The sequence below is a fragment of the Vibrio sp. 10N.237.312.B06 genome, assembly GCF_041464685.1.
Lineage (GTDB): Bacteria > Pseudomonadota > Gammaproteobacteria > Enterobacterales > Vibrionaceae > Vibrio > Vibrio tasmaniensis_A.
This window is the reverse complement of record NZ_JBFSPI010000019.1, coordinates 35,103-60,002: the sequence shown is the minus strand read 5'-3', so window position 1 is coordinate 60,002 and position 24,900 is coordinate 35,103. Positions and strand designations below refer to the sequence as shown.

Genomic DNA, 24,900 nt, shown 5'->3' with positions numbered 1-24,900 from the left:
TCTGGCATACTCTCAAAACAGTTTCCAATATTGTGAGTAACACTATGCAGTCGCCTCAAGGGCAGAGCGCAGACCACGGTCTAGTAGAACAGTTTTTAGATGCTATGTGGATGGAGCGAGGATTATCGGAGAATACGCTTGTCTCGTACCGTACCGACCTGTCTAAGCTTCTAACGTGGATGGAAAAGAACAATTACCGCCTCGATTTTATTAGTCTTTCAGGACTACAGGATTATCAAGGTTGGTTAGCCGATGCTGACTTTAAGCAGACTTCCCGTGCTCGTATGTTGTCGGCCATTCGTCGCTTGTTTCAATATCTACACCGCGAGAAAGTAAGAGCCGACGATCCTAGTGCGCTGTTGATCAGTCCAAAACTGCCGAAGCGCTTGCCAAAAGATTTGAGTGAAGAGCAAGTGGATTCGCTGCTTGAAGCGCCAGATCCAAACGACCCTATTGAGCTTCGCGATAAGGCGATGCTTGAGTTACTCTATGCAACTGGTTTGCGTGTTACGGAACTCGTCAGTTTGACGATGGAAAACATCAGCCTAAGACAGGGCGTGGTGCGTGTTATTGGTAAGGGCGGTAAAGAACGCTTGGTGCCAATGGGCGAAAACGCCGTCGATTGGATAGAGACTTTTATTGAACAAGGTCGTCCACAATTACTCGGTGATAACAGCTCGGATGTGGTTTTTCCGAGTAAACGCGCGAAGCAAATGACTCGTCAAACGTTCTGGTACCGTATTAAGCATTATTCGGTTATTGCTGGTATCGATACGGATCTATTGTCACCACACGTATTGAGACATGCTTTTGCCACTCATTTACTGAACTATGGTGCCGATCTCAGGGTCGTACAGATGTTGCTTGGACATAGTGACTTATCGACCACCCAAATTTATACTCACGTGGCGACTGAAAGGCTGAAGCAAATTCACGCTCAGCATCACCCACGTGCTTAAATCCATTTATTTTTAAGGTGAACCTAATGAGCGTATTACGCCGTCTTCCTCTACTAGCGCTTCCTCTCATGATTACTGCATGTAATGCATCAGAAGCGAAAGTAGAAACAACATCAACAGCCGTAGAAGCTGCTCCAGCTCAAGCTATTGATACAGCTGCGTTAACTAAGCGTTTTGAAAAAATCGGTATTAAGGTCGATAAGATTGTTCCTTCGGATATCGATGGTCTTTTAGAAGTTCAAACCAACAGCGGTATTATCTTTTCTTCTCCAGAGGGCGATCACTTTCTAGCCGGTACACTTTACTCTTTGGATGAAAACGGTAAGTTCAGTGATGTTTTGGCTGAGCGTCAAGCTCCACTGAATGCTGAAAAAGTCGCAGCGATGTCGGATACGGTTATCGAATACAAAGCAGATAACGAAAAGTACGTTGTGACAGTATTTACTGACATTACGTGTGGCTACTGTGTTCGTCTGCACAGCCAAATGCAAGGCTACAACGATCTGGGTATCACCGTTCGTTACATGGCTTACCCACGCCAAGGTGCGACAGGGCAAGTTGCCGATCAAATGGCGGCAATCTGGGCGTCTGATGATCCAAAAACAGCTATGCATGATGCTAAAGTCAATCGTCAAATGCCAGCGTCTGGTAAAGACCTAGCAGAGCAAAAGCAGATCATTGCTAAACAATACCAACTCGGTCGTGAGCTTGGCATCAATGGCACTCCGGCTATCGTGCTAGCAAGTGGTGAGTTGGTGAGTGGTTACTTACCTCCGGCGCAACTTATTCAGCGTTTAGAGCAGTAATCTTCATTTTTTATTACCTATTATTCCCCCCTGTTTTTGATTTAAGGAGTGGCCTGATTGATATCAGGCCCATTTTTATATGATAGAGATCCAACGCCGTCCTGAGGTCGACATTTCAGTCTTACCTGCTCATTTACCTGACTTGTTAAAGCGCATTTATGTGAGTCGCGGAATCGACAGTGCTGACCAGCTAGAGACAGCTGCGAAAGGTTTGCACTCTTATCAAAAACTGGGCTGCATTGATGCTGCAGTTGAATTGTTGTTCAAAGCCATTCAGCAGCAAAAGCGCATCATCATTGTTGGTGACTTTGATGCCGATGGCGCGACAAGCTCCGCGTTGTCTGTGCTTGCTCTGCGAATGTTGGGTAGCTCTAATGTTGATTATCTGGTACCCAACCGTTTTGAAGATGGTTATGGCTTGAGCCCTGAGGTTGTCGAACAGGCGATCGAACTTGGTGCTGAAGTGATCATGACAGTCGACAACGGTGTATCTTCAATTGACGGTGTTCGCTTTGCTAAAGAGAAAGGCCTTGATGTACTGGTTACTGATCATCACTTGCCTGGTTCTGAATTACCGATTGCAGATGCAATGGTCAATCCCAACCTAGAAAGCTGCGCATTTCCTTCAAAAGCGCTAGCCGGTGTGGGTGTCGCCTTTTACCTGATGATGGCATTGTGTGTTCATATGCGTAAGTTGGGCTGGTTTGCTCAACACGGCATGACAGAACCCAAGTTGATGGAACTGATTGACCTAGTGGCTCTGGGTACTGTTGCAGATGTGGTACCACTTGATGAAAACAACCGAATCTTGGTACACCAAGGGCTACAACGCATTCGTGCGGGTAAAGCTCGTCCGGGTATTCAAGCCTTGATTGAAATTGCTAAGCGAGATGCTAAGCGTTTAGTTGCTTCCGATTTTGGTTTTGCGCTTGGTCCACGTATCAATGCGGCTGGCCGATTGGATGACATGTCCTTTGGTGTTGAGCTGCTAATGAGTAATAACATCCATGCGGCGCGTCGAATGGCCAGCGAGTTAGATGGCTTGAACCAAACACGTAAAGAGATCGAAGAGGGCATGAAACAAGAAGCGATGGCTTTTTGTGAGCGCCTTGAATTTGGTAAAGACGATTTGCCTTCTGGTTTGGCTCTGTTTCAACGTGATTGGCATCAAGGCGTAATTGGTATTCTAGCTTCGCGTATCAAAGACAAATATCACCGCCCAGTGATCGCATTTGCTGATGGTGGTGAAGGTAGCATTAAGGGTTCATGTCGTTCGATTCCAGGTTTGCACATGCGCGATGCGCTAGACAGAATCGACACTCAAAACCCTGGCCTGATCTTGAAGTTTGGTGGTCACGCAATGGCAGCCGGGTTAACCATTATGGAAAAAGACTTCGAGCGATTCAGCAAGATGTTTGATGACGTTGTGCGTAAAGAACTCGGTGAGACGGCACTTAAGGGCATTATCTTGTCTGATGGTGAGCTGCTACCTGAAGAGTTCTCAATGCATACCGCTGAAACATTGCGTTCAGGTGGTCCGTGGGGACAAGCTTTCCCTGAGCCCATCTTTGATGGTGAGTTTAAAGTTCTGCATCAAAAATTAGTGGGTGAAAAGCACCTAAAGTTAATGCTTGAGCCATTGTATAAAGGCCACCCGACCAATGTGATGATTGATGGTATTGCCTTTAATGTTGACCTACGTCGCTGGCCTGATGCCTCAGTGAAAACGGTACATCTTGCGTTTAAGCTTGATATTAACGAGTTTCGTGGCAATCAATCGTTGCAGTTGATGATTGATCATATCGAAGCGAAATAGTTGAAGCCAAATAGCGTTATCGTTCACTGAATGAGGTTCATCATTTAGTGCCAAATCCAACAAGCTCTGTTCAAAAACAGGGCTTGTTTTCCTTTATTGCCTTACAAATTTTACGTGTTTTTTCTGCCCGTCAATTTTATATCCGATTAAGTTATTGAATCTTGGTGTACCACTCTAAAAAATTCTGTATCTCCGTCACACTTTTGAGTACAATTCTCCGGTTAAATTCTACTCATAAATGATGAGCTAAAATGTTTGAAATCAATCCTATAAAAAACCGTCTGCAGGATGTGTCTGAGCGCACAAATATCCTGAGGGGGTATCTTTGACTATGACGCAAAGAAAGAGCGTCTAGAAGAAGTAAACGCAGAATTAGAACAACCGGATGTATGGAACGAACCTGAGCGTGCTCAAGCGCTAGGAAAAGAGCGTTCAGCATTGGAAGCGGTAGTAGAAACGATCGACCAACTTGACCAAGGTGTTGAGGATGTTGATGGCCTATTAGAGCTTGCGGTTGAAGAAGAAGATCAAGAAACGTTCGATGAAATTGAGCCAGAACTAGCTGAGCTTGAAGCTAAGTTAGAGAAATTGGAATTCCGTCGTATGTTCTCTGGTGATCACGACGCATCAGATTGCTACATCGATTTACAGTCAGGTTCGGGCGGTACAGAAGCTCAAGACTGGACTTCAATGATGTTGCGTATGTACTTGCGTTGGGCAGATTCGAAAGGCTTCAAGACTGAAGTTATCGAAGTGTCTGATGGCGATGTTGCTGGCCTTAAAGGCGCAACGGTACGTATCTCTGGTGAGTACGCTTACGGTTGGTTACGCACAGAGACTGGTGTTCACCGTCTAGTTCGTAAGTCACCATTTGATTCAAGTGGTCGTCGTCATACTTCATTTGCTTCTGCGTTTATCTATCCTGAGATTGATGACAACATTACGATCGACATTAATCCTTCTGACCTACGTATTGACGTATACCGTGCCTCTGGCGCTGGTGGTCAGCACGTAAACACCACGGAATCGGCGGTACGTATTACTCACGTTCCAACTAACACCGTGGTTCAGTGTCAGAATGACCGTTCGCAGCATAAGAACAAAGATCAAGCGATGAAGCAGCTACGTGCTAAGCTTTTTGAACTTGAGATTCAAAAGCAAAATGCTGAAAAACAAGCGAGCGAAGAAACGAAATCAGACATCGGTTGGGGCAGTCAGATCCGCTCTTACGTGCTGGATGATTCACGTATCAAAGATTTACGCACCGGCATCGAAAACCGTAATACTCAAGCGGTTCTTGACGGTGACTTAGACAAGTTTATTGAAGCTAGCCTGAAATCAGGTCTGTAAGCTTTATCAACTATTAAGCTTTACCAATAATATTGGTAAAAATGCCTATATTTTCAAAAATATAGCTGTCCAAATTATAAAAGCAGGGTACATCTCAAATGACTGATGCTGTTCAAAACGAAAATGCACAAGAAGCTTCTTCACCTGAAGAGAACAAACTAATCGCTGAGCGCCGTAGCAAGCTGGATCATATCCGCCAAAACTGCAAAGCGAACGGTCACCCAAATGATTTCCGTCGTGAGCACCTAGCTGGCGATCTTCAAGCGGAATTCGGTGAGAAGACTAAGGAAGAGCTAGAAGAGCTTAACCACATCGTTGCGATCGCAGGTCGTATTATGGCGAAGCGTGGTCCATTCCTTGCGATTCAAGAAACTTCTGGTCGTATCCAAGCGTACGTAGCGAAAGACGTACAAAAAGTACTGAAAGAGAAGTACCAAGGCCTAGATATCGGTGACATCATCGGTGTTAAAGGTGCGCTTCACAAGTCTGGTAAAGGTGACCTTTACGTGAACATGGAAGAGTTTGAATTGCTAACCAAAGCACTTCGTCCTCTGCCAGAGAAGTTCCACGGTCTAACTGACCAAGAGATGCGCTACCGTCAGCGTTACGTTGATCTAATCGTGAACGAAGACTCTCGTAACACATTCATCGTGCGTTCTAAGCTTGTGTCTTCAATCCGTAACTTCATGAGCTCAAAAGGCTACCTAGAAGTTGAAACGCCAATGATGCACGTGATCCCAGGCGGTGCAACAGCACGTCCATTCATCACTCATCACAACGCACTAGACATCGACATGTACCTACGTGTTGCACCTGAGCTTTACCTTAAGCGTCTAGTAGTTGGTGGTTTTGACCGTGTATTCGAGATCAACCGTAACTTCCGTAACGAAGGTCTTTCTCCACGTCACAACCCAGAATTCACAATGATGGAATTCTACCAAGCGTACTCTGACTACAAAGATCTAATGGATCTAACGGAAGAGATGCTAAGCACAGCGGCGATGGACGTTCTTGGTTCTACTTCTATGCCTTACGGTGACGAAACAGTTGAGTTCGGTGGCACTTACGCTCGCATGAGCATGTTCGATGCAATCAAACACTACACACCTGAAAATGCAAACATTCAAGCTCTGACTGAAGATGATCTTCAGAACAGAGAATTGATGGTTAAAATTGCAGAAGAAGTGGGTTTGTACGTTGAGAAGTTCTGGACATGTGGTCAGCTTCTTGAAGAGATCTTTGGTGAAACGGCTGAGCCTCAGTTAATTCAACCAACGTTCATCACGGGTTACCCAGCGGATATTTCTCCACTGGCTCGTCGTAGCGATAGCAACCCATTCTTCACAGACCGCTTTGAGTTCTTCATCGGTGGCCGTGAAGTAGCGAACGGTTTCTCTGAGCTTAACGATGCCCAAGATCAAGATGAGCGTTTTAAAGCACAAGTTAACGCAAAAGATGCGGGTGATGACGAAGCTATGTACTACGATGCGGACTACATTACTGCACTAGAGCACGGCCTACCGCCAACGGCGGGTCAAGGTATTGGTATCGATCGCCTAGCGATGCTATTTACTAACACGCACACAATCCGTGACGTGATCTTGTTCCCGGCAATGCGCCCGCAAGCGTAATTTTCGCTTATGGGGTGTTACTGCCCGTGTAATTTAAAAGCCACCTTCGGGTGGCTTTTTCGGTTTTTAGCGTCAAAACCTAGCTCGTACCGCACTCTTGATTCGAAAAATGATTATTTATGACATAGTCTTACCATTGAGACAAAAAATCTAAGATAGTCTCATTACTATACGTATCGGATCTGAATACGATCTTGCGGCAACTTTGTTCCCGTATGATTCGTTTAACTCGTGTTAGCCTGATTGAAAAAAATAAAAAAAGAATAAGGAAGAAGGATGGGAACTCAATTTAAGATGGATTCCTTACCAGGTTCTCTTATCGTCGTTGGTGGTGCGTACGAACCCTGGTTATCAGTGTTAGAACAAGTGGGGTGGCAATGTACCCAGTGTGCAGATTTACGAAAAGCCGATGCCTTAATTACTGATATTGGCCCCTGCATTGGCATTGTGGATCTTAGTCATGATGAGTTTAGCCTTAATGGTATTGCTAACCTCGTGAGCAACAACAAGCAAGTTCGATGGCTTGCTTTTATCCGTGAATCGCAATTGAGCTCAGATACAATCTGCCAATTTATCGTTAACTTCTGTATCGACTTTTTCACGGCACCAATCCCTGATGCTCAGCTATTGAGTACCATTGGTCATCAACTGGGTATGCTCAAACTTGAGCAGAAAGTATGGCCAAACTACGGTATTAACAACAATATGGGCCTACTCGGTGATTCTGTGGCGGTGAAACGCTTGAGAGACCAAGTAAAGCGAATTGGCCCCACAGATGTCAGTATTTTGATTTACGGTGAGAGTGGGACAGGAAAAGAGACAATTGCACGTTCCATTCATCAAAATTCATCGCGAGCTCAGAAACCATTTTTAACTGTGAATTGCCGTGCTCTATCTGAAATGAGGATAGAGACTGAGATGTTTGGTATTTCAGCCCCAGCAACGGCAGCGCCTTGTATGTTGGAAGAAGCCGATGGCGGAACCCTCTTACTCAACGATGTCCTAGCGATGCCTCGTAATCAACAATTGAACCTTTTACGCTTTTTACAAGAAGGGAAAATTGAAACCACGAAGGGAGCTAAGTCGGTTGATGTTCGCATTTTGGCTGCTAACTCTTCTGATATTGAAAAGGCATTGATCGAAGGCGACTTCAATGAAGAGCTTTATCATTACATCAATGTTCTGCGTATTCATGTTCCTAGCTTAAAAGAACGTGTGAGTGATATTTCAGTGCTAGCGAATCATTTTCTGCGTGAGTACTCAAAAGAGTTTAATGCGCAAGCGAAGAGCTTCTCAGACGATGCTATCCGCTCGATGAGTCGCTACCATTGGCCTGGCAACGTTCGTGAATTGATGAATCAGATTAAGCGTGTTGTGTTGATGTCTGATGCTGTCATCATTGAGGATCATCAACTGGATTTACCAAAACAGAATGATGAACGCCGCAGTCTGAAAAGTATACGTGAACGTTCAGAGCGAGATGCTTTACTCATTGTGTTGGAATCTTATGGTGGTCAAGTGTCTTTGGCCGCTAAGGAGCTTGGAGTTTCACGCGCAACTATGTACCGCTTACTCAATAAACATGGTCTTATATCTGAGGGCGTTGTTTAGAACGTTCTATTCATTGACTCTATCCGGTGAGTGAAAATTCAAGGGCCACGTATCATACGTGGCTTTTTTGTTTCTGAAGGATAGTCCGCTGTTCTATAGAGAGAGCCCTAAGATAGATATGCTGTGATTTTATATAATCATAGTGAATATGTTATATGTAAATGAATATGCAACTGATATTTCAGGCGAATGCATTGTTTTAAAAATGTTAACCAAATATCGGTTGAATAATATACTCACTTGGTTAGACTTTAACCGTGAAAGCAACGATTTAACAAAGACTTGTCTGCTTTTACGACCCCATTTCTTTTTGGATTTTTTAGTTAGCTTGGAGGCGCAAATGAAACATTTCGATTTTATACAGCATATTTGCGCGTCGTTTGATCCGTGTACTGACATGGTGACTGATATGTCACACACATCAGCCATGGCCGATCGAAACACCCAAGATAAATCTAACTAATAGATCCGTACCCTTATTTGGCTGCGGAAAAATAGCAGCTAAGTGAGAAGCCCTCATACTATCTAGAACGCTATTTTTCCTCAGTTTATTCCACAACTGGAGAGTTATTATGCGTCACTCAGTATATTTAAAACTAGCAACAGTTCTTATCCGTGCAGACCTTCGTCGTGAAGAGCGTGAATGGCAACGAAAAGTTCGTCGTAGTTCATATGATCTACCATGGAACAACACCCATTTATTGAGAGATATTGGCCTTGAAGCCGATAGTCGACCAATTGGTTTTTCTGAGCCTGAAGTTGTCACGATTGAGCGCCGAGTACGCCATCTTCGTCGTGTCCTAAGTGCGCGAATACCGACGTAATCTGCGGGGTTGATAGCACCGTTCAACCCCTAAGATAAGTCACAGTGATGGTTATGGCGTCGAAAGTGCAAATTTTTGAACTAGAACTGGCCAAAAAAGAGAAGCTCTTGCTTCTCTTTTTTGCTTTTTTAAGTCGTTATCTAGTAAAGGTAAATAGTTCGGCTAAGCTTTATAGAGCAAGGGAGGCTGACTATGCAGAAGCATCAATTAGACATGTGGTTACATGGAGAGCACAAAGACTCTTATCAGACACCGAAAGTGTACGTTATTGGTTGCTCTGATATCTCAGAATATTTACTGGCGGTGGAGTACAAACACAAGCTAGAACCGGTAAAGCAAGACGGCGAGCCGCTTCACTTTGGATCCTTGGATCAAGTGAAAGAGGAATTACTCCGGCTCGGCTTTGAAAAGGCCTACCTTCGCTTGCACAACGCGTATGATGAGTTTGGTAATGAACCCAACCAAAGCTACTGCGATATTGAACTGGCGCTCAAACCTCATTAGAGAGTATTTTTAACGAGCGTTGTAGTGAGAAATTACTTCTAAATTGAGACGGTTTATAACGTACTGATCTTTTAGCCTATCTATGCTAGATAAAACCTCTATGCGTAATGGCTTTCTATGCGTAATGGCTTTCTATGCGTAATGGGTTGTCAGTAATCTGTGGGTGAATTGAGTTCGTAGATAGAAACCACGAGGTTTGGTCTTTATTGGTTTTCCACTTGCACCGTAAGCTTCTGTTAACACTCGACTGTTGGCGGCTTTTGGTCGCAAATGCAGTGCTTCGCCGTGTCTTGCTGTTATCTGTTCAACATTACCTAACACGATCAGCTCCATGAGCTCTTCCCAATCCCTTTTTAAGATCTCGTCTTCCGCTTGGGTTGGTGTCCACAATAAAGGGGATCCTACATGCCTTTCTGCCAGTGGGATCTCTCTTTCTCCCTCTACCGGGATCCACAACACTTTAGACAGCTTGTTTCGAACGTGACTGGTTTCCCACGTTATGCCTTGCACGCCCATCAATGGCGCGACACAAACAAAGGTGGTTTCGAGTGGCTTCCCTGAATAACCAATCGGGATACTTTTTAGCTCGATCCCGAGCTTGGCAAAATCTTGTTCTGGTTTACTGCCAGCTGGCGCACCCAAGTGCCATTCCAATAGTTGTCCAACCCAGCCTTTATCTCGCTTTAGGTCGTTTGGTACAACCATATTGGCTTCATCGGCGAGCTCTTTGAAGGTCATTCCTGCAATAGCATATGCTCTGTCTAACAGCTCTTGTTGTGTTTGTGGTTCTGGTTTCATAATAAAAGGCATGATCAAAAAAATGATTTTACCAGAAGTTATCACCATATGACGACTGGTTAAGAAATGATCGCCTTGCTAGAAAAGGGATCAAACTCATGGTTATCCACAGGACATGAAGGTAATTAATTGAAATATTAATTTAGTGGATAAATAAACAGGGGTTTGCAGGGGATAAAATGCTTGCTAAATAGGGTTTGAAATGAATCTTTCACTTACTAGTGTGGATAAACATCGGAGTGGTTGATCTTTAACCATGGGTGGTTTTTAAAAGATCTTTTTCTTTTTTCATGTTTTTAAAATCGATGAGTTTACTTTAATTAATTGATTTTTAATTGTTTTTTTGTCGGTGGGTGGTTTTTTGTTTTTGGTTCTGATAAATCTATGGATTAAAAAAAACGATTGCGGGTAATTCTTCACATAGTTATTCACAGAAAAGGTGAATAAATGTGGTCTATGTCTCACTCTTGTGTGGGTAACTAAGATTTGAGCAAAACTTATCCATATTCGTAGTTATTATTCATAAATATAGCGCTTGTCACGTCACTAAGTTTGCTCCGATTGGGGATATGTGGAAAAATCAGTGTAATTAAAAATTTAGATAGAGGTTGGCCAGTGATAGATGGCGATGGTTACCGATTAAATGTTGGTATTGTAATCTGTAACAACCATGGTCAGGTCTTCTGGGCTAAACGATACGGGCAACATTCATGGCAATTCCCTCAAGGGGGAATAGATGAAGGTGAAACTCCGGAACAGGCAATGTACCGCGAGTTATATGAAGAGGTTGGCCTTACTAAAAAGGATGTAAAGATCGTCGCGACAAGTCGTCATTGGTTACGCTATAAGCTGCCCAAACGACTGGTTCGGTGGGATTCTAAACCTGTCTGTATTGGACAAAAACAGAAGTGGTTTCTTTTACGCTTAGATTGCGATGAATCGCATATCAATATGCAGCGTGGAAGCACACCTGAGTTTGATGGTTGGCGTTGGGTGAGTTACTGGTACCCAGTTCGACAAGTTGTATCTTTCAAGCGAGATGTTTACCGTCGAGCGATGAAAGAATTCGCATCTTTAGCAATGCCGTTTAAAGAGCGAAAAACAAAAGGAAAGCGCAAATTGCGTAGAGGTTAAGCATGCTCAGCCAACTAAGGGAAATAGTTGAACACGTATCAAGAGTTGAAGATGTGTCGACGGCTCTTGATATTTTGGTTAAAGAGACATGCAGCGCGATGCAGACGGAATGTTGCACCGTGTATTTGGCAAATAATGATATGCAGCGTCTTGAGTTGATGGCAACTCAAGGCCTGATCTTCAAAGGCAATAGTATTCACATTGGTTTTGACGAAGGTTTGGTTGGCCTTGTTAAAAGAAGTGCTGAACCGATCAACCTTGCACAAGCGTCTGCTCACCCTGCTTATAAGTTTTTTCCCGAGCTTGGAGAAAAGGTTTATCACTCTTTTCTCGGCACTCCGATTATCTATCGCAAGCAAGTGCTTGGCGTATTGGTCATTCAACAGAAGTCCCCCCGTTTATTCAGTGAGATGGAAGAATCCTTCCTTGTTACACTCTCAGCACAACTTGCGGTTATTGTGGCGCATGCCCAAACTCAAGGCCATTGGCTGTTAGAGCAACAGAAGCTACCTGCCACCAAAGGTATTGCAGCTTCATCGGGTGTGGCGATTGGTGACTTATGGTGGGACAACACTCAGCCTGAACTCACCGATGTTTACCCTGCTTCGACGCTCAATGTTGAAAGGGAGCATGAGCTGTTGGCAGTCGCTGTCGAAAATGCTCTCAATGATTTTAAGCGAATGCGAAAGCGTTTAGACAGTGAAATCAATAAAGACGCGTTGGCGATCTTTGATCTGTTTACTCACTTACTCAACGATCCCATGTTACGTAAGGATCTCAAGAGCCAAATTCAGAAAGGCGACAAAGCCGATTGGGCATTGAGACAGGTTGTTGAGAGTTACTCTAACCGTTTTGCTCGTATGTCAGATGTGTACCTTCGGGAGAGAGCGCAAGACGTCCGAGAGCTTGGTCAAAGACTGCTCTATTTCCTCCACAATTCTGAACATGAACTTCGCACGTTAGATAAACCGATTATTTTGGTGGTTCGTGAGTTAACGGCCTCTGTATTAGCGTCTATTCCTAAAGAAAAACTATTAGCGGTTATTTCCTTGGAAGGGGCGGCGAACTCGCACGCAGCGATTTTATCTCGAGCTTTGGGTATCCCTTCTGTTATGGGGGTTAACCTTAATCTTTCGCAAGCTAATGGTAAGCAAGCGATTGTTGACGGGTATAGCGGCGAGATCTTTATTGAGCCGACTAAAAACCTGCTCAAAGAGTATCGGGGGCTGATTCTAGAAGAGAGTGAGCTCTCCTCTATGGTCAATCGAGAACTGTACTTACCGGCAAAAACGAAAGACGACAAGCAAGTCGAGATTCTGCTTAATGCGGGTTTGAGTGCAGACACTAACATCGCTATCAACCAAGGGGTTGATGGGGTTGGTCTGTATCGAACCGAAATTTCTTTCTTGTTACAACAAAGGTTTCCGTCAGAGGACGAACAATTCAAGCAGTATCGTTCTGTGCTGGCAAGCTACCCAGAGAAGCAAGTGGTGATGCGAACCTTGGATATTGGTGGAGATAAGGCGTTACCTTACTTCCCAATAGAAGAAGACAATCCATTCCTTGGTTGGCGTGGTATTCGTTTTACGCTCGATCATCCTGACATCTTTATTATTCAGTTACGTGCCATGTTACGTGCGAGTTGTGATAGCCAGAACTTGAGTATCTTGTTGCCGATGATCTCTAGCACTCAAGAACTGGATGATACTGTTCAACTCATCGAGCAAGCCTACGATGAAGTGCATGAACTCGACAGTCGAGTTCGCATGCCGCGTATCGGTATCATGATTGAAGTGCCATCCATGCTTTACCTTCTTCCGCTTATTGCGGATAAAGTTGATTTCGTTTCGGTGGGCACCAATGACTTAACTCAATATTTATTGGCGGTTGACCGGAACAATTCCCGTGTCTCTGATGTCTATGAATCCATGCACCCTGCAGTGATCATGGCATTGAAACATATCCATGATACTTGTAAGCAATATCAATTGCCGGTGTGTATATGTGGAGAGCTCGCGGGTGATCCGATGGGCGCGCTACTATTGATTGGATTGGGGTATGAGACGTTAAGTATGAATACCTCGAATGTCGCAAGAACTAAATATTTGATTCGTCAATCGAACTTGGCTGAATTACAGGATTTGGCAAATAGAGCGCTTTCAAAACCATATGGTAGTGACATCTATAGTATGATGCTGAACTATTTCGAAGAGCGTGAATTTACAGGCTTCATTCGAGCAGGTAAAAAATAGGATTTAACGTGTCATATGAACTGATAGGCTTGTTAGCAGGCCTTGGTGCTATTGTTGGTGTTTTAGCGGGTTTGCTAGGCATTGGCGGTGGTTTGCTGGTCGTTCCTGCCTTGCTGTTTTTGCTTCCTAAAGCGGGTATTCCTCAAGAGTTTGCGATGCAAATGGCATTGGCAACCTCGTTATCAACCATTATTGTTACCTCGGGATCGTCTGCGATTAACCATTTAAAATTGGGTAATGTGGAGCTTTTTGTCGTTAAGTGGTTGATGCCTGGCGTGGTGATTGGTGGTTTCTTAGGTTCTTTCGTGGCCGACGTTATTCCTGCTCAATATCTGCCAAAAATCTTTGGTGTGATTGTCTTGGTATTGGCGTTGCAGATGTTGTTGTCGATCCGCTCTAAGAGTCAAAAGTCGATGCCGGGTTCAGCTAAGACCATGTTATGTGGTGGCGGTATTGGTTTGGTTTCAAGCTTGGCTGGTATTGGCGGTGGGTCTTTGTCGGTGCCTTTCCTTAACCATCACGGTGTGGAAATGCGTAAAGCTGTAGGCTCATCCTCTGTATGTGGTTGTGTTATCGCGATTTCGGGAATGCTAGGCTTTATTTGGCATGGATCTTCTGTCGATGATCTTCCTGCGTATAGCTTGGGTTATGTTTATCTACCGGCTTTGATAGCGATATCTTGTACCTCAGTACTGACCACACGAGTTGGCGCTAAGCTGGCCACTCAATTGCCAACCCCCGTGCTGAAGAAATTCTTTGCGGTATTTTTAATGTTTATAGCAGCCACTATGCTGCTGTAGTGTCTTTTCTGTTAGCTGTTGAGTTAACCGTTATTCAATTTTAGATAGAGAGCCAAGTATGTCTCAGGGTTTTATCGAATTCCCAAATATCGATCCTGTTCTTATTGAACTAGGACCAATCTCAGTTCGTTGGTACGGCCTAATGTACCTTGTCGGTTTTATGTTTGCTCTTTGGTTAGCAAATCGCCGAGCTGATCAACCCGGTAGTGGTTGGACTCGAGAGCAAGTATCAGACCTACTGTTTGCTGGCTTTCTAGGTGTGGTGCTTGGTGGTCGTATTGGCTACGTACTTTTCTACAACTTTGGCCTTTTCATTGATGATCCACTCTACCTATTTAAAGTATGGACTGGCGGTATGTCTTTCCACGGTGGTTTGCTTGGTGTGATCACCGCGATGCTTTGGTATGCCAAAAAGAACGGTCGAACCTTTTTTGGTGTCGCAGACATGATTGCACCATTGGTTCCATTTGGTTTAGGTATGGGACGTATGGGCAACTTCATGAATAGTGAGCTATGGGGTCGTGTGACTGATGTGCCATGGGCGATTGTATTCCCTAACGGTGGTCCGCTTCCTCGTCACCCATCTCAGCTTTATGAAATGGCGCTTGAAGGTATTGTACTGTTCTTCATCTTGAACTGGTTCATCAAAAAGCCGCGTCCTCTTGGTTCTGTATCAGGGTTATTCCTAGCAGGATATGGTACATTCCGCTTCCTAGTTGAATACGTACGTGAACCTGATGCTCAGCTAGGTTTGTTCGGTGGATTTATCTCTATGGGACAAATTTTGTCACTGCCAATGGTTATCATCGGTGTGTTGATGATGGTTTGGGCATACAAGCGTGGTCACTACAAAGATGAATTACCACAACAAACGAAGTAAGGAATTGGTGTGAAACAGTATTTAGATCTCTGTCAGCGTATCGTTAATGACGGTACTTGGATTGAAAATGAACGCACAGGCAAGCGCTGCCTAACCGTAATCAATGCTGACCTTGAATATGATGTTGGTAATAACCAATTCCCACTGGTAACAACACGTAAAAGTTTTTGGAAAGCCGCAGTTGCCGAGCTGCTTGGCTATATACGTGGTTACGACAATGCTGAAGATTTTCGTAAGCTAGGGACTAAAACTTGGGATGCGAATTCTAACCTGAATGAAGCATGGCTAAATAACCCTTACCGCAAGGGTGAAGACGACATGGGCCGTGTTTATGGCGTTCAAGGACGTGCATGGGCAAAACCTGACGGCGGTCATATCGACCAACTGAAGAAGATTGTTGATGATCTAACAAACGGTATTGATGACCGCGGCGAGATCTTAAACTTCTATAACCCAGGTGAGTTCCACATGGGTTGTTTGCGTCCGTGTATGTACAGCCATCACTTCTCTCTACTTGGTGACACTTTGTACCTAAACAGTACTCAGCGCTCTTGTGATGTTCCATTAGGTCTGAACTTCAACATGGTTCAAGTGTATGTGTTCCTAGCAATCATGGCGCAAATCACGGGTAAGAAAGCGGGTGTGGCTTACCACAAGCTGGTTAATGCTCATATCTACGAAGATCAACTCGCACCTATGCGTGATATCCAGTTGAAGCGTGAGCCTTTAGCGGGGCCAACATTCCATATCAATCCTGAGATTAAGTCTCTAGAAGATTTGGAAACGTGGGTGACGATGGATGACTTCTGGGTTGAAGGCTACGAATGCCACGAAGCGATTAAGTACCCATTCTCGGTTTAATCTAATCTGCTTTGTTTGACTGACTGATTGATCGAAAGGCTGCCTCTGCGCAGCCTTTTTTATTTCTGATGCTTGGCTTGCTTACTATTCGTAAAACCAATAATCTTGAGTGGTCTTTTCTAATCACAGAACTACTATGACTCGCTCGCATTGCTTTGTATTGCAACACGACTTTCCTATTTCTTTCTACCCTGATAAAAACCAGTTGGTGATTGATAGTGAAGAGATTCATTTAGAGCCACTACAAGCAAGACTGCTCAGCTATTTCATCGACAAGCGCGGGCAAGTGGTTAGTACGCAGCAGATAGCTGCTGATGTCTGGCAACGAACTCAAGTGTCTGACAACTTGGTCAGACAGGTCATCAGCTTACTGCGCAGTCAGCTTCAGGATAAGTCACGCCCGTATCGCATCATTCAGACCATTCCTAAGCAAGGTTACCTGTTCGATGTTGAGGTGACTCAGCCGAGTGTCGAACCAACTTCCGTTGATGACGCCTCTCTACCTGAATCTGAGCCTAAACCTTTTGTTGCTAATTCGAAAAAGAAAACCATCGCCCTGATTACAACCGCAGTATTCTCTGTTGGCTTAATAGCAACTTGGGCGTGGCAAATTGATGTCTCAACCAATGACACAGCTGTTATTTCTGCGCCTCAAAGTGATGTGATTCCCGTTTATATCCATGACATAACACTCGATTCTGCGAACGACTATGAGATGTCGGAAAGCGTCTACAACTACCTATTCTACGGGCTGAACTCAGCGAGAAATTTATCGGGTTACCACTTCTCTCAGCTCTCGAAACAGGGCAAGCAATCACTTGCCAATAATGGTGTCGAACTCAAAGGTTGGCTCAAGCAAAAGGGCAGTAATTATATACTGAGCGTGCTGATACAAAACAACCGCCAGCCCAATCAAAGTCAGAAAGTGGAAAAGCGCTTTAGCCAAGATAATTTCTTTGATGCCATTGGAGATGTCATTCTCGAGATCAAAGCCATTATTGCGCCAATGAATGCAGAGTATGGAGTGGTAAGCCATCGAGTGACTTCGATTAATAACTACGACGATTGGAAGGTTATCTCTGAGGGGATTTCTCTTTTTTACCAAGGTAAAGGTGGTCAGCCATTTTCGGATATCGCTACTCAATTGGAAACGATTCAACAGCAAGGGCGAGATAATTATCTGGTTAATGCTTTACTGTCGTATTCGGAATCTCTGGCTTACTTACAAGGCCATGAACAGGAAGATCGTGAACAAGCGTTACTATTGGCAAAGCAAGCTTTCGAGATGAACCCACGTTGTGATATCGCTAACCTTACGTTGGGTCTTGCATTGTTAATCAACCAACATGCTAATCAAGCTTTCCCTTATCTCTCTTACGCTGCTGAAAGTACACCGAGCCCTATTAGCTTTTATCTGCTCAGCGTGGCTGACAAGCTGTCGGACAACCCAAAAGGTTCGCAATACAACTATCAACGCTATACCGAAGTGAAAAAAGAGCATAACGGTCAACTTTTTGATCTTATTGAATCTTTATAAAAAACAAACCTTTCCTAAACTACGCAATACGCTTTCAAGCGAAGGTGTTTCGTGAGAGCTGATGACAACGGTATTTCCGCAAGGTGTCCTTGCGCCAACAGGCTTCTCAACATGTTTGATTATTGTTTGGACTTAGGCTCGATTGCCTTGCATCAAGCGTAAAAACATCGACTTCCACATACTGGTCACCAAATCATTTATTATTTGGGGTATACACATGTTGAAGAAGTTTGCTTTTCAGATCATTCCAATTCAGATCTTCTTATTCGTCTTTTGGTTCAAAAATGGCTTTATCGATAAAGTGATGGGCGTGCTACTTGGCTTCATTACACCCGATACCGCTTATTCGGGTGACACTTGGGCTGGCTGGAAAGGCTATATTGTCGGCACTTGGGATAAGAGCCAAGTCGGTCATGTTTTACTGAGCCCTACGTTCGATTTTATGTTTCCTATTCTGATTGCTTTGCAATGTTTACCATTTTTATTGGTACTTCGCTCGGTGATAGCTGGTGAATTCATGGCCGGTAAAGAGCGACCGTGGTTACTCTATGCGGCATTCGCTTCTCTGTTTGTGACTGCTTGTATGGCTTTCACTCAAACCATCACAGGCGCAAGCGACGGGCAGTATCTATGGCAATTTATCGGCTTCGGCATGGTTGCCATTATGTACCTGCGTAATGAGCAAGGTCAGTAAGCGTTTTTTAGATGCGAGATAAGGGGAGTTAGATACAAGTAGAAGAGATTCGGGATACTAAGATCAAAAACCCCCGTCATTCCCTATCACGCTCGTTCCTCGCTGTAGGGAATGACGGGGATATATAGATGCGAGTAAAACGGGCTTTTCGTTACTCGTTCACTCGCATCCTGTATCTGCTTTCAACTTGTCACTCGCTACTCCAATCTTCTTTTTGTTTCCCACATCTGCCTTTCAGAAAAGAAAAAGCCCGCAACCTAGAAGGTTGCGGGCTTTGCTATAAGCGATGTTTGTTTTGCTATTAAGCAGTCAGTGCTAACACGCTACCTGGCAGTACAAGGAATACCGCAACAAGATAACCAGCTACTACAGCTTTATTTTTCACTGCCATGTCTGAAATGATGTCAGCTGCTTTCACTGGCAGTTCACGTAGGAACGGAATACCAAAGATGAATACCGTTGCCATGATGTTGAACACCAAGTGTACTAGAGCAATCTGTAGTGCGAATACTGCGAACTCACCAGATACTGCTGTAGCTGCAAGTAGAGCCGTAATACATGTACCGATGTTTGCACCCAAAGTGAATGGGTAAACGTCACGTACTTTAAGAACACCTGAACCTACTAGTGGAACCATCAAGCTTGTTGTTGTAGAAGAAGACTGAACAAGGATAGTCACGATAGAGCCAGAAGCGATACCGTGGATAGGACCACGACCGATTGCGTTCTTTAGAATCTCACGAGCACGGCCAACCATTAGGCTCTTCATTAGCTTACCCATTACCGTGATAGCTACGAAGATAGTCGCGATACCTAGAACGATAAGCATAACCCCACCAACAGTGTCGCCAAACGTTGATAGTGGTTCTTTAATCGCACTTACTACAGGCTTAGTGATTGGCTTGATGAAGTTAAGACCACCCATGCTCATATCACCTGTTGCTAGCATCGGTGATACTAACCAGTGAGAAATTTTCTCTAGAATACCAAACGCCATCTCTAGTGGTAGGAAGATAGCAACGGCTAATAGGTTAAAGAAGTCGTGAATCGTCGCACTTGCGAATGCACGTTTGAACTCATCTTTACAACGAACATGACCAAGGCTAACTAGCGTATTGGTTACCGTAGTACCAATGTTCGCACCCATGATCATAGGGATTGCTAGCTCAACAGGTAAGCCACCTGCCACAAGGCCAACGATAATTGAAGTAACTGTACTTGATGATTGAATAAGTGCTGTTGCTACTAAACCAATCATTAAGCCTGCAACTGGGTGTGAAGCAAATTCGAAAAGAACTTTTGCTTGCTCGCCTGTTGCCCATTTGAAGCCTGTACCAACCATTGAAACTGAAAGTAATAGTAGGTAAAGCATGAATGCCAAGTTAGCCCAGCGTAGCCAACGAGTTGTGCTCGAGATAGGCGCTGCTGCAGTAGTAGCTTGGTTCATAATGTTTTCTCCATTGGACCGTTTTAGTCTGTGTTTGGTCTGTTTGTTTAATCTGAGCGTGATGTTAGAGAACAAATATTTCAGTAATATTACATTTTGGTTTAGGTGAGACTTTTTTGTGATGATTTGCTCTTTAAATATTTGGTCTTGAAATGGTGGTGGTTTAACTTGTTGTTTTTAAAGTTTTTTGTTCGTGTTTTTGATAGGTGATATAGATCTTAAAAGTTAGAGAAAAATTGAAAATAATCGTTGAAATATTACATTATGAAATTAGACACTTCGTAAAAATAAGTAGTAATTGATAGTTAGGTGTGGTTTTTCCGAGTTTGTTGAGTGGGGAGGGCATATTTGATATAACAGGTTATCTTCTCTTTTTTTACGGCACATTTATGTCGCATCTCAACTATAACCACCTTTATTACTTCTGGATGGTTTGCAAGCAAGGCTCTGTTACTAAAGCTGCAGAAGCCCTATTCCTAACACCACAAACGGTAACTGGTCAGATAAAAGCCTTAGAAGAGCGTATGGACGGCAAGCTAACTAAGCGTAATGGTCGCAGTGTTGAGCCGACAGAGCTTGGGCAGTTGGTCTTTAAATATGCCGATCGTATGTTTGGCCTGAGTTACGAGATGCTGGATATCGTGAATTATAGCCAGCACTCCAATATTCTGTTTGATGTTGGCGTCGCGGATGCACTGTCCAAAAGATTAGTCAGCAAGATATTGATGTCGACAATCCCACCCGATAACAGCATTCATTTACGCTGCTTTGAATCGACTCATGAAATGCTACTTGAACAACTTTCTCAGCATAAGCTCGATATGATTTTGTCTGACTGCCCGGTGGATTCTAGCCAAAGCCCAGGCCTGTTTAGTAAAAAGTTGGGTGAGAGTGGTATGAGCTTTTTCAGTTCAGGTAATGTGGAAGGTGTTAACTTTCCTGCTGTATTAGAACAAAAGAAACTGTTAATCCCAGGAAGTCGAACTTCGATGGGGCGTAAAGTACTGCAATGGTTTGATAGACAAGGACTTAAGCCTGATATTTTGGGTGAGTTTGATGACGCGGCATTGATGAAGGCTTTCGCTCGTTACCACCACGACGCTATTTTCTTAGCGCCTACGCTATATATGTCAGAGGTTGAGGAAGATACGTCATTGCAATTGTTGGGGGGAATCGAGGAGTTAAAAGAGGAGTACTACGTCATATTTGCTGAGAGGATGATCCAACATCCAGCAGTAAAAAATGTATGTGACGCAGATTTTAGCAAATTGTTCGAGTGAGCTTGTTTGTTAATGAATTGATATCGATTATCATGACTTCATAATCTGCCGGAAATACTGATAACCCGGACTTGGCGTAAAGGTTGTATGGAGCCAAACTATGAACTTAAAAGAGATGGAGAAGAATTCAGCACAAGCTGTGATTCTACTCAAAGCCATGGCCAATGAGCGTCGCTTACAGATTCTGTGCCTATTGCATGGTACTGAGCTGTCGGTTGGGGAGTTGTGTGGCAAGTTGGAATTGAGTCAATCTGCTTTATCTCAACATCTTGCTTGGTTGAGAAGAGATGGTTTGGTCGAAACTCGCAAAGAAGCTCAAACAGTGTATTACACATTGAGCAGTGAAGAAGTAAAAGCGATGATTAACCTGCTGCATGGTATGTACTGCAAGTAGTTTATTGCTGGTGGGGGAAGTGATTTCTTACCAGGGGTAGGGTCGACACAAGGAAGTGTCAGTATTTCATGTCGAACGTTAGTGCCTATCAGTAAACCGCATATCTTTAAGTAAACCAAGTAACGCTCAGCAAGAAAAATCTCTGTGTTACTCAAAATTTAGATATAAAAAAACCGGCCGAGGCCGGTTTTTTTCGTTTTGCGTTGTAATCAAATTTCTATTAAAGAGCTTTGATTGCAGCAGCGAAACGAGACTTATGACGTGCAGCTTTATTCTTATGAATAAGGCCTTTAGTCGCCATGCGGTCTAGAAGAGGTGTAACTTCTACAAGAGCAGCAGTTGCAGCTTCTTTATTGCCAGCTTCAATAGCTGCAATAGTTTTTTTCATGTAAGTGCGCATCATAGAACGACGGCTAGCATTGTGCTGGCGACGTTTCTCAGCTTGGATAGCGCGCTTCTTAGCAGATTTACTGTTTGCCAAGGTCTAACTCCCAAAAACTTAGTTCGGTGACAATTTAAGGGCGAGGACTATCCCTCATAGGCGCTTAATTGTCAAATGATTTGTGCAAAAACCAATCGTAGCCAAACAAACTTTGGTATGGAAAGGTCATCGCGGTTAAGATGGCGGGGATTCTAACAGCATTTTTAGACCAATGCTAATAAATATGCTTCTTAGGACAGGATAGTATTTATCCTCGCTTGAAAGTAATCAACCAGTGTCAGAGGTTTGTGTGAGTAAACGACTATTAAAGTCAGGCCTGATTGTCAGTGCAATGACTTTTGTTTCCCGCGTATTGGGGCTAGTACGTGATGTAGTAGTAGCAAATTTGATGGGAGCAGGAGCGAGTGCCGACGTATTTTTCTTCGCTAATAAAATCCCAAATTTCTTACGTCGACTTTTCGCAGAAGGTGCCTTTTCTCAAGCGTTTGTTCCTGTATTAACGGAATATCACGCTGCAGGTGATAAAGATAAGACTCGAGATTTAATTGCCAAAGTGTCGGGCACGCTCGGGGTACTAGTTTCTATCGTTACCGTTATCGGGGTGTTGGGCTCGGGTGTCATCACTGCGATGTTTGGCGCAGGTTGGTTTATCGATTGGTTAAATGATGGCCCAGCAGCACCAAAATTTGAGCTGGCGAGCTTTATGCTCAAGATTACCTTTCCTTATTTATGGTTTATCACCTTTGTTGCTTTATCTGGTGCAATCCTCAATACCATGGGCAAATTTGCGGTTTCGTCATTTACCCCTGTGTTCCTGAACGTAATGATCATAGGTTCAGCATGGTTTATCTCTCCTAATTTAGAACAACCCGAAATTGGCTTGGCCATAGGTGTGTTTCTTGGTGGTTTAGTCCAGTTCCTTTTCCAAATGCCTTTCTTGATTAAAGCGGGTGTGTTGGTTAAGCCGAAGTGGGGGTGGAGAGATCCCGGTGTAGTTAAGATTCGCACGCTAATGATCCCTGCCTTGTTTGGTGTATCAGTGAGCCAAATCAATTTGTTGTTCGATACCTTCATTGCCAGCTTTCTAGCAACCGGCTCTATCAGTTGGCTATATTATTCGGATCGATTATTGGAATTCCCACTCGGTTTGTTTGGTATTGCTATTGCGACGGTTATTCTTCCTGCTTTATCTCGTAAACACGTAGACGCTCAAGGGGAAGGGTTTGCTCATACAATGGACTGGGGCGTGCGCATGGTTTTATTGCTAGGCATTCCTGCGATGTTAGGTCTTATTGTTTTAGCGAAGCCGATGCTGATGGTGCTCTTCATGCGTGGCGAGTTTTCACCACACGATGTACAGCAGGCTTCCATGTCTTTGGTGGCATACGCTTCAGGCTTGCTTAACTTCATGTTGATTAAAGTGTTGGCTCCGGGCTATTACTCACGTCAAGATACTAAAACTCCTGTGAAGTACGGCATCATTGCGATGGTCACTAACATGGTGTTTAACGCGATCTTCGCTTATTTCTATGGTTATGTTGGTTTGGCAATCGCAACGGCGTTATCTGCGTTCGTGAACATGACTCTACTTTATCGTGGTCTGCATATAGCGGGTGTTTATCGTTTAACCAAGACTACATTGTTGTTTAGCCTTAAATTATTAGTATCTGGAACTGTGATGGTTGGCGTGATTTTATGGCAACTAGACAATATGCAGCTGTGGCTTGATTGGAGCTTCAACCAAAGAGCGTTGACGCTAACAGGGTTGATCGCACTTGGTGGCTTTGCTTATATTGTGTCGGTACTGGTTTTAGGTATCCGAGTAAAACATTTAAAAGCAGCGACAGATTAATACTGATTAGTATATAATCCGTCGGTTTCACACAATAAATGATGCAAATAACAGGTTTTAGCTGATCACAATGGAACTGATCCGAGGTATACACAATATTAAAGCACAGCATCATGGCTGTGTATTAACCATAGGTAACTTCGATGGTGTTCATTTAGGGCATCAAGAGGTTCTGAGTCAGGTTTCTAAACAAGCTACAGCACTGGGACTCCCTTCTGTTGTCATGACGTTTGAACCGCAACCTATGGAGTTGTTTGCTAAAGGTCGAGCGCCAGCGCGTTTAACTCGCTTACGAGATAAGTACGTGCAATTGAGCAAGCTAGAGATTAGTCGTTTATTGTGTGTGAATTTCAATCAGTATTTTGCAAGCTTGTCTGCGGAAGCATTCATTAAGGATCTTTTGGTTGATAAGCTTGGTGTGAAATTCTTGGTGGTTGGTGACGATTTTTGCTTTGGCAAAGGTCGAACAGGTAATTTCGCGATGCTTAAAGAAGCGGGCGAAAAATATGGTTTTGAGGTGGTAAGCACCCAAAGCTATTGCTTAAATCAATTACGGGTAAGCAGCACTGAGATACGGAATGCACTAGCGGTCGATGATTTGGCTGCAAGTGCTACCATGTTAGGCCGTGACTACAGTATTAGTGGTCGTGTGTCTCATGGTCGAAAACTAGGGAGAACTATCGGTTTCCCTACCGCTAACATTCCATTAAAGCGTTGTGTTTCTCCTGTATCGGGAGTGTATGTTGTTGAAGCATTGGATATCGATGGTGTTCCTGTCGGTGGCGTTGCTAATATTGGACAACGACCAACGGTTAATGGTGTAAGGCAGCAATTAGAAGTGCACTTTTTTGACTTTAAAGCCAATTTATATGGTAAACAGTTAGAAGTACGACTTTTGCACAAACTGCGCGACGAGATAAAATTTGAATCGTTCGACGCACTAAAGAATCAAATAGAATTGGATGCTGAAGCCGCAAGGGTGTGGCTGCTTCAGCTAAAGAATTAGTCGGATGATTCCACCGATTAAC

The 24,900-nt window shown here is 43.8% G+C and carries 22 protein-coding genes; 19 read left to right on the top strand and 3 right to left on the bottom strand.

From position 1 onward, the window contains the following. Positions 1 to 44: 44 nt before the first annotated feature. The 8 genes from xerD to AB6C75_RS07440 all read left to right on the top strand — a co-directional run bounded on the left by xerD (position 45) and on the right by AB6C75_RS07440 (position 9,501). The gene (gene xerD / locus AB6C75_RS07475) at positions 45 to 959 is read left to right on the top strand and encodes a site-specific tyrosine recombinase XerD (RefSeq protein ID WP_009848426.1); all 915 of its coding nucleotides are present in this window, start codon (positions 45 to 47) and stop codon (positions 957 to 959) included. A 26-nt stretch (positions 960 to 985) separates the two neighbouring features. After that, on the top strand, positions 986 to 1,765 hold the full coding sequence (locus tag AB6C75_RS07470) for a thioredoxin fold domain-containing protein (protein ID WP_009848427.1): 780 nt from the start codon (positions 986 to 988) through the stop codon (positions 1,763 to 1,765). Positions 1,766 to 1,844: 79 nt separating this feature from the next. Further along, a complete protein-coding gene (gene recJ / locus AB6C75_RS07465) occupies positions 1,845 to 3,581 on the top strand; it encodes a single-stranded-DNA-specific exonuclease RecJ (protein WP_372107495.1) in 1,737 nt (578 codons plus the stop codon). Positions 3,582 to 3,832: 251 nt separating this feature from the next. Then, positions 3,833 to 4,931, top strand: a protein-coding gene (prfB, locus tag AB6C75_RS07460; RefSeq protein WP_100208942.1) for a peptide chain release factor 2 whose coding sequence is annotated in 2 segments (ribosomal slippage) — positions 3,833 to 3,907 and positions 3,909 to 4,931 — 1,098 coding nt in all. Because the reading frame shifts where the segments join, the coding sequence is not laid out codon by codon here. Positions 4,932 to 5,029: 98 nt separating this feature from the next. Beyond that, a complete protein-coding gene (gene lysS / locus AB6C75_RS07455) occupies positions 5,030 to 6,562 on the top strand; it encodes a lysine--tRNA ligase (RefSeq protein WP_372107494.1) in 1,533 nt (510 codons plus the stop codon). A 276-nt stretch (positions 6,563 to 6,838) separates the two neighbouring features. Beyond that, positions 6,839 to 8,173 (top strand): cyclic-di-GMP-binding transcriptional regulator VpsR, encoded by a 1,335-nt coding sequence (vpsR, locus tag AB6C75_RS07450; RefSeq protein WP_009848431.1) that lies wholly within the window; start codon positions 6,839 to 6,841, stop codon positions 8,171 to 8,173. A 572-nt stretch (positions 8,174 to 8,745) separates the two neighbouring features. Further along, the gene (locus tag AB6C75_RS07445; RefSeq protein ID WP_372107493.1) at positions 8,746 to 8,997 is read left to right on the top strand and encodes a DUF1127 domain-containing protein; all 252 of its coding nucleotides are present in this window, start codon (positions 8,746 to 8,748) and stop codon (positions 8,995 to 8,997) included. Positions 8,998 to 9,189: 192 nt separating this feature from the next. Then, positions 9,190 to 9,501 (top strand): DUF6482 family protein, encoded by a 312-nt coding sequence (locus AB6C75_RS07440; RefSeq protein WP_009848433.1) that lies wholly within the window; start codon positions 9,190 to 9,192, stop codon positions 9,499 to 9,501. Positions 9,502 to 9,633: 132 nt separating this feature from the next. On the opposite strand, the gene mutH is transcribed toward AB6C75_RS07440, so the two are convergent. Continuing rightward, positions 9,634 to 10,299, bottom strand: a complete 666-nt coding sequence (gene mutH, locus AB6C75_RS07435; protein ID WP_086017877.1) for a DNA mismatch repair endonuclease MutH — start codon at positions 10,297 to 10,299, stop codon at positions 9,634 to 9,636. Positions 10,300 to 10,914: 615 nt separating this feature from the next. Between mutH and rppH the strand changes: the two genes are divergently transcribed. From rppH to AB6C75_RS07400, 7 genes are all read left to right on the top strand, one after another. Beyond that, positions 10,915 to 11,433: an RNA pyrophosphohydrolase gene (gene rppH, locus AB6C75_RS07430; protein ID WP_009848435.1), complete on the top strand. Its 519-nt coding sequence runs from the start codon at positions 10,915 to 10,917 to the stop codon at positions 11,431 to 11,433. Between the two features lie 2 nt (positions 11,434 to 11,435). Next, positions 11,436 to 13,685 (top strand): phosphoenolpyruvate--protein phosphotransferase, encoded by a 2,250-nt coding sequence (ptsP, locus tag AB6C75_RS07425; RefSeq protein WP_372107492.1) that lies wholly within the window; start codon positions 11,436 to 11,438, stop codon positions 13,683 to 13,685. A gap of 8 nt (positions 13,686 to 13,693) precedes the next feature. Further along, positions 13,694 to 14,485, top strand: coding sequence for a sulfite exporter TauE/SafE family protein (locus tag AB6C75_RS07420; protein ID WP_372107491.1), 792 nt, complete (start codon positions 13,694 to 13,696; stop codon positions 14,483 to 14,485). 58 nt (positions 14,486 to 14,543) lie between these two features. Then, positions 14,544 to 15,365 (top strand): prolipoprotein diacylglyceryl transferase, encoded by an 822-nt coding sequence (lgt, locus tag AB6C75_RS07415; protein ID WP_004735021.1) that lies wholly within the window; start codon positions 14,544 to 14,546, stop codon positions 15,363 to 15,365. 9 nt (positions 15,366 to 15,374) lie between these two features. After that, positions 15,375 to 16,226, top strand: coding sequence for a thymidylate synthase (locus tag AB6C75_RS07410; protein WP_009848438.1), 852 nt, complete (start codon positions 15,375 to 15,377; stop codon positions 16,224 to 16,226). Between the two features lie 136 nt (positions 16,227 to 16,362). Beyond that, positions 16,363 to 17,763, top strand: a complete 1,401-nt coding sequence (locus AB6C75_RS07405) for a winged helix-turn-helix domain-containing protein (protein WP_372107490.1) — start codon at positions 16,363 to 16,365, stop codon at positions 17,761 to 17,763. A gap of 217 nt (positions 17,764 to 17,980) precedes the next feature. After that, entirely contained in the window at positions 17,981 to 18,457 is a 477-nt protein-coding gene (locus AB6C75_RS07400) for a hypothetical protein (RefSeq protein WP_372099549.1), read from the top strand. Between the two features lie 301 nt (positions 18,458 to 18,758). On the opposite strand, the gene AB6C75_RS07395 is transcribed toward AB6C75_RS07400, so the two are convergent. Then, complete coding sequence (locus AB6C75_RS07395) at positions 18,759 to 19,904, bottom strand: Na/Pi symporter (RefSeq protein ID WP_017102996.1); 1,146 nt, start codon at positions 19,902 to 19,904, stop codon at positions 18,759 to 18,761. A 389-nt stretch (positions 19,905 to 20,293) separates the two neighbouring features. Between AB6C75_RS07395 and nhaR the strand changes: the two genes are divergently transcribed. Continuing rightward, positions 20,294 to 21,184, top strand: a complete 891-nt coding sequence (nhaR, locus tag AB6C75_RS07390) for a transcriptional activator NhaR (protein WP_009848442.1) — start codon at positions 20,294 to 20,296, stop codon at positions 21,182 to 21,184. Between the two features lie 100 nt (positions 21,185 to 21,284). After that, on the top strand, positions 21,285 to 21,578 hold the full coding sequence (locus tag AB6C75_RS07385; protein WP_009848443.1) for a metalloregulator ArsR/SmtB family transcription factor: 294 nt from the start codon (positions 21,285 to 21,287) through the stop codon (positions 21,576 to 21,578). Positions 21,579 to 21,798: 220 nt separating this feature from the next. Here the strand turns inward: AB6C75_RS07385 and rpsT are convergent, their stop codons facing one another. Next, complete coding sequence (gene rpsT / locus AB6C75_RS07380; RefSeq protein ID WP_012603273.1) at positions 21,799 to 22,059, bottom strand: 30S ribosomal protein S20; 261 nt, start codon at positions 22,057 to 22,059, stop codon at positions 21,799 to 21,801. Between the two features lie 250 nt (positions 22,060 to 22,309). On the opposite strand from rpsT, the gene murJ reads away from it, so the two are divergent. Together murJ and ribF are read left to right on the top strand one after the other, a co-directional pair. Further along, positions 22,310 to 23,872 carry a murein biosynthesis integral membrane protein MurJ gene (gene murJ, locus AB6C75_RS07375; RefSeq protein WP_009848488.1) on the top strand — a complete coding sequence of 521 codons (1,563 nt, stop codon included), beginning with the start codon at positions 22,310 to 22,312 and terminating at the stop codon, positions 23,870 to 23,872. A gap of 70 nt (positions 23,873 to 23,942) precedes the next feature. Further along, positions 23,943 to 24,878 carry a bifunctional riboflavin kinase/FAD synthetase gene (gene ribF, locus AB6C75_RS07370; protein WP_371703602.1) on the top strand — a complete coding sequence of 312 codons (936 nt, stop codon included), beginning with the start codon at positions 23,943 to 23,945 and terminating at the stop codon, positions 24,876 to 24,878. Positions 24,879 to 24,900: the final 22 nt, after the last annotated feature.

Excerpts from the sequence above, each read along its gene's own strand:
- nhaR (WP_009848442.1), top strand. The coding sequence starts at position 20,294 with ATGTCGCATCTCAACTATAACCACCTTTATTACTTCTGGATGGTTTGC.
- ribF (WP_371703602.1), top strand. The coding sequence starts at position 23,943 with ATGGAACTGATCCGAGGTATACACAATATTAAAGCACAGCATCATGGC.
- AB6C75_RS07405 (WP_372107490.1), top strand. The coding sequence starts at position 16,363 with ATGACTCGCTCGCATTGCTTTGTATTGCAACACGACTTTCCTATTTCT.
- AB6C75_RS07445 (WP_372107493.1), top strand. The coding sequence starts at position 8,746 with ATGCGTCACTCAGTATATTTAAAACTAGCAACAGTTCTTATCCGTGCA.
- ptsP (WP_372107492.1), top strand. The coding sequence starts at position 11,436 with ATGCTCAGCCAACTAAGGGAAATAGTTGAACACGTATCAAGAGTTGAA.
- AB6C75_RS07470 (WP_009848427.1), top strand. The coding sequence starts at position 986 with ATGAGCGTATTACGCCGTCTTCCTCTACTAGCGCTTCCTCTCATGATT.
- vpsR (WP_009848431.1), top strand. The coding sequence starts at position 6,839 with ATGGGAACTCAATTTAAGATGGATTCCTTACCAGGTTCTCTTATCGTC.
- lysS (WP_372107494.1), top strand. The coding sequence starts at position 5,030 with ATGACTGATGCTGTTCAAAACGAAAATGCACAAGAAGCTTCTTCACCT.
- AB6C75_RS07385 (WP_009848443.1), top strand. The coding sequence starts at position 21,285 with ATGAACTTAAAAGAGATGGAGAAGAATTCAGCACAAGCTGTGATTCTA.
- xerD (WP_009848426.1), top strand. The coding sequence starts at position 45 with ATGCAGTCGCCTCAAGGGCAGAGCGCAGACCACGGTCTAGTAGAACAG.
- lgt (WP_004735021.1), top strand. The coding sequence starts at position 14,544 with ATGTCTCAGGGTTTTATCGAATTCCCAAATATCGATCCTGTTCTTATT.
- AB6C75_RS07400 (WP_372099549.1), top strand. The coding sequence starts at position 17,981 with ATGTTGAAGAAGTTTGCTTTTCAGATCATTCCAATTCAGATCTTCTTA.
- AB6C75_RS07440 (WP_009848433.1), top strand. The coding sequence starts at position 9,190 with ATGCAGAAGCATCAATTAGACATGTGGTTACATGGAGAGCACAAAGAC.
- mutH (WP_086017877.1), bottom strand. The coding sequence starts at position 10,299 with ATGAAACCAGAACCACAAACACAACAAGAGCTGTTAGACAGAGCATAT.
- recJ (WP_372107495.1), top strand. The coding sequence starts at position 1,845 with ATGATAGAGATCCAACGCCGTCCTGAGGTCGACATTTCAGTCTTACCT.
- AB6C75_RS07395 (WP_017102996.1), bottom strand. The coding sequence starts at position 19,904 with ATGAACCAAGCTACTACTGCAGCAGCGCCTATCTCGAGCACAACTCGT.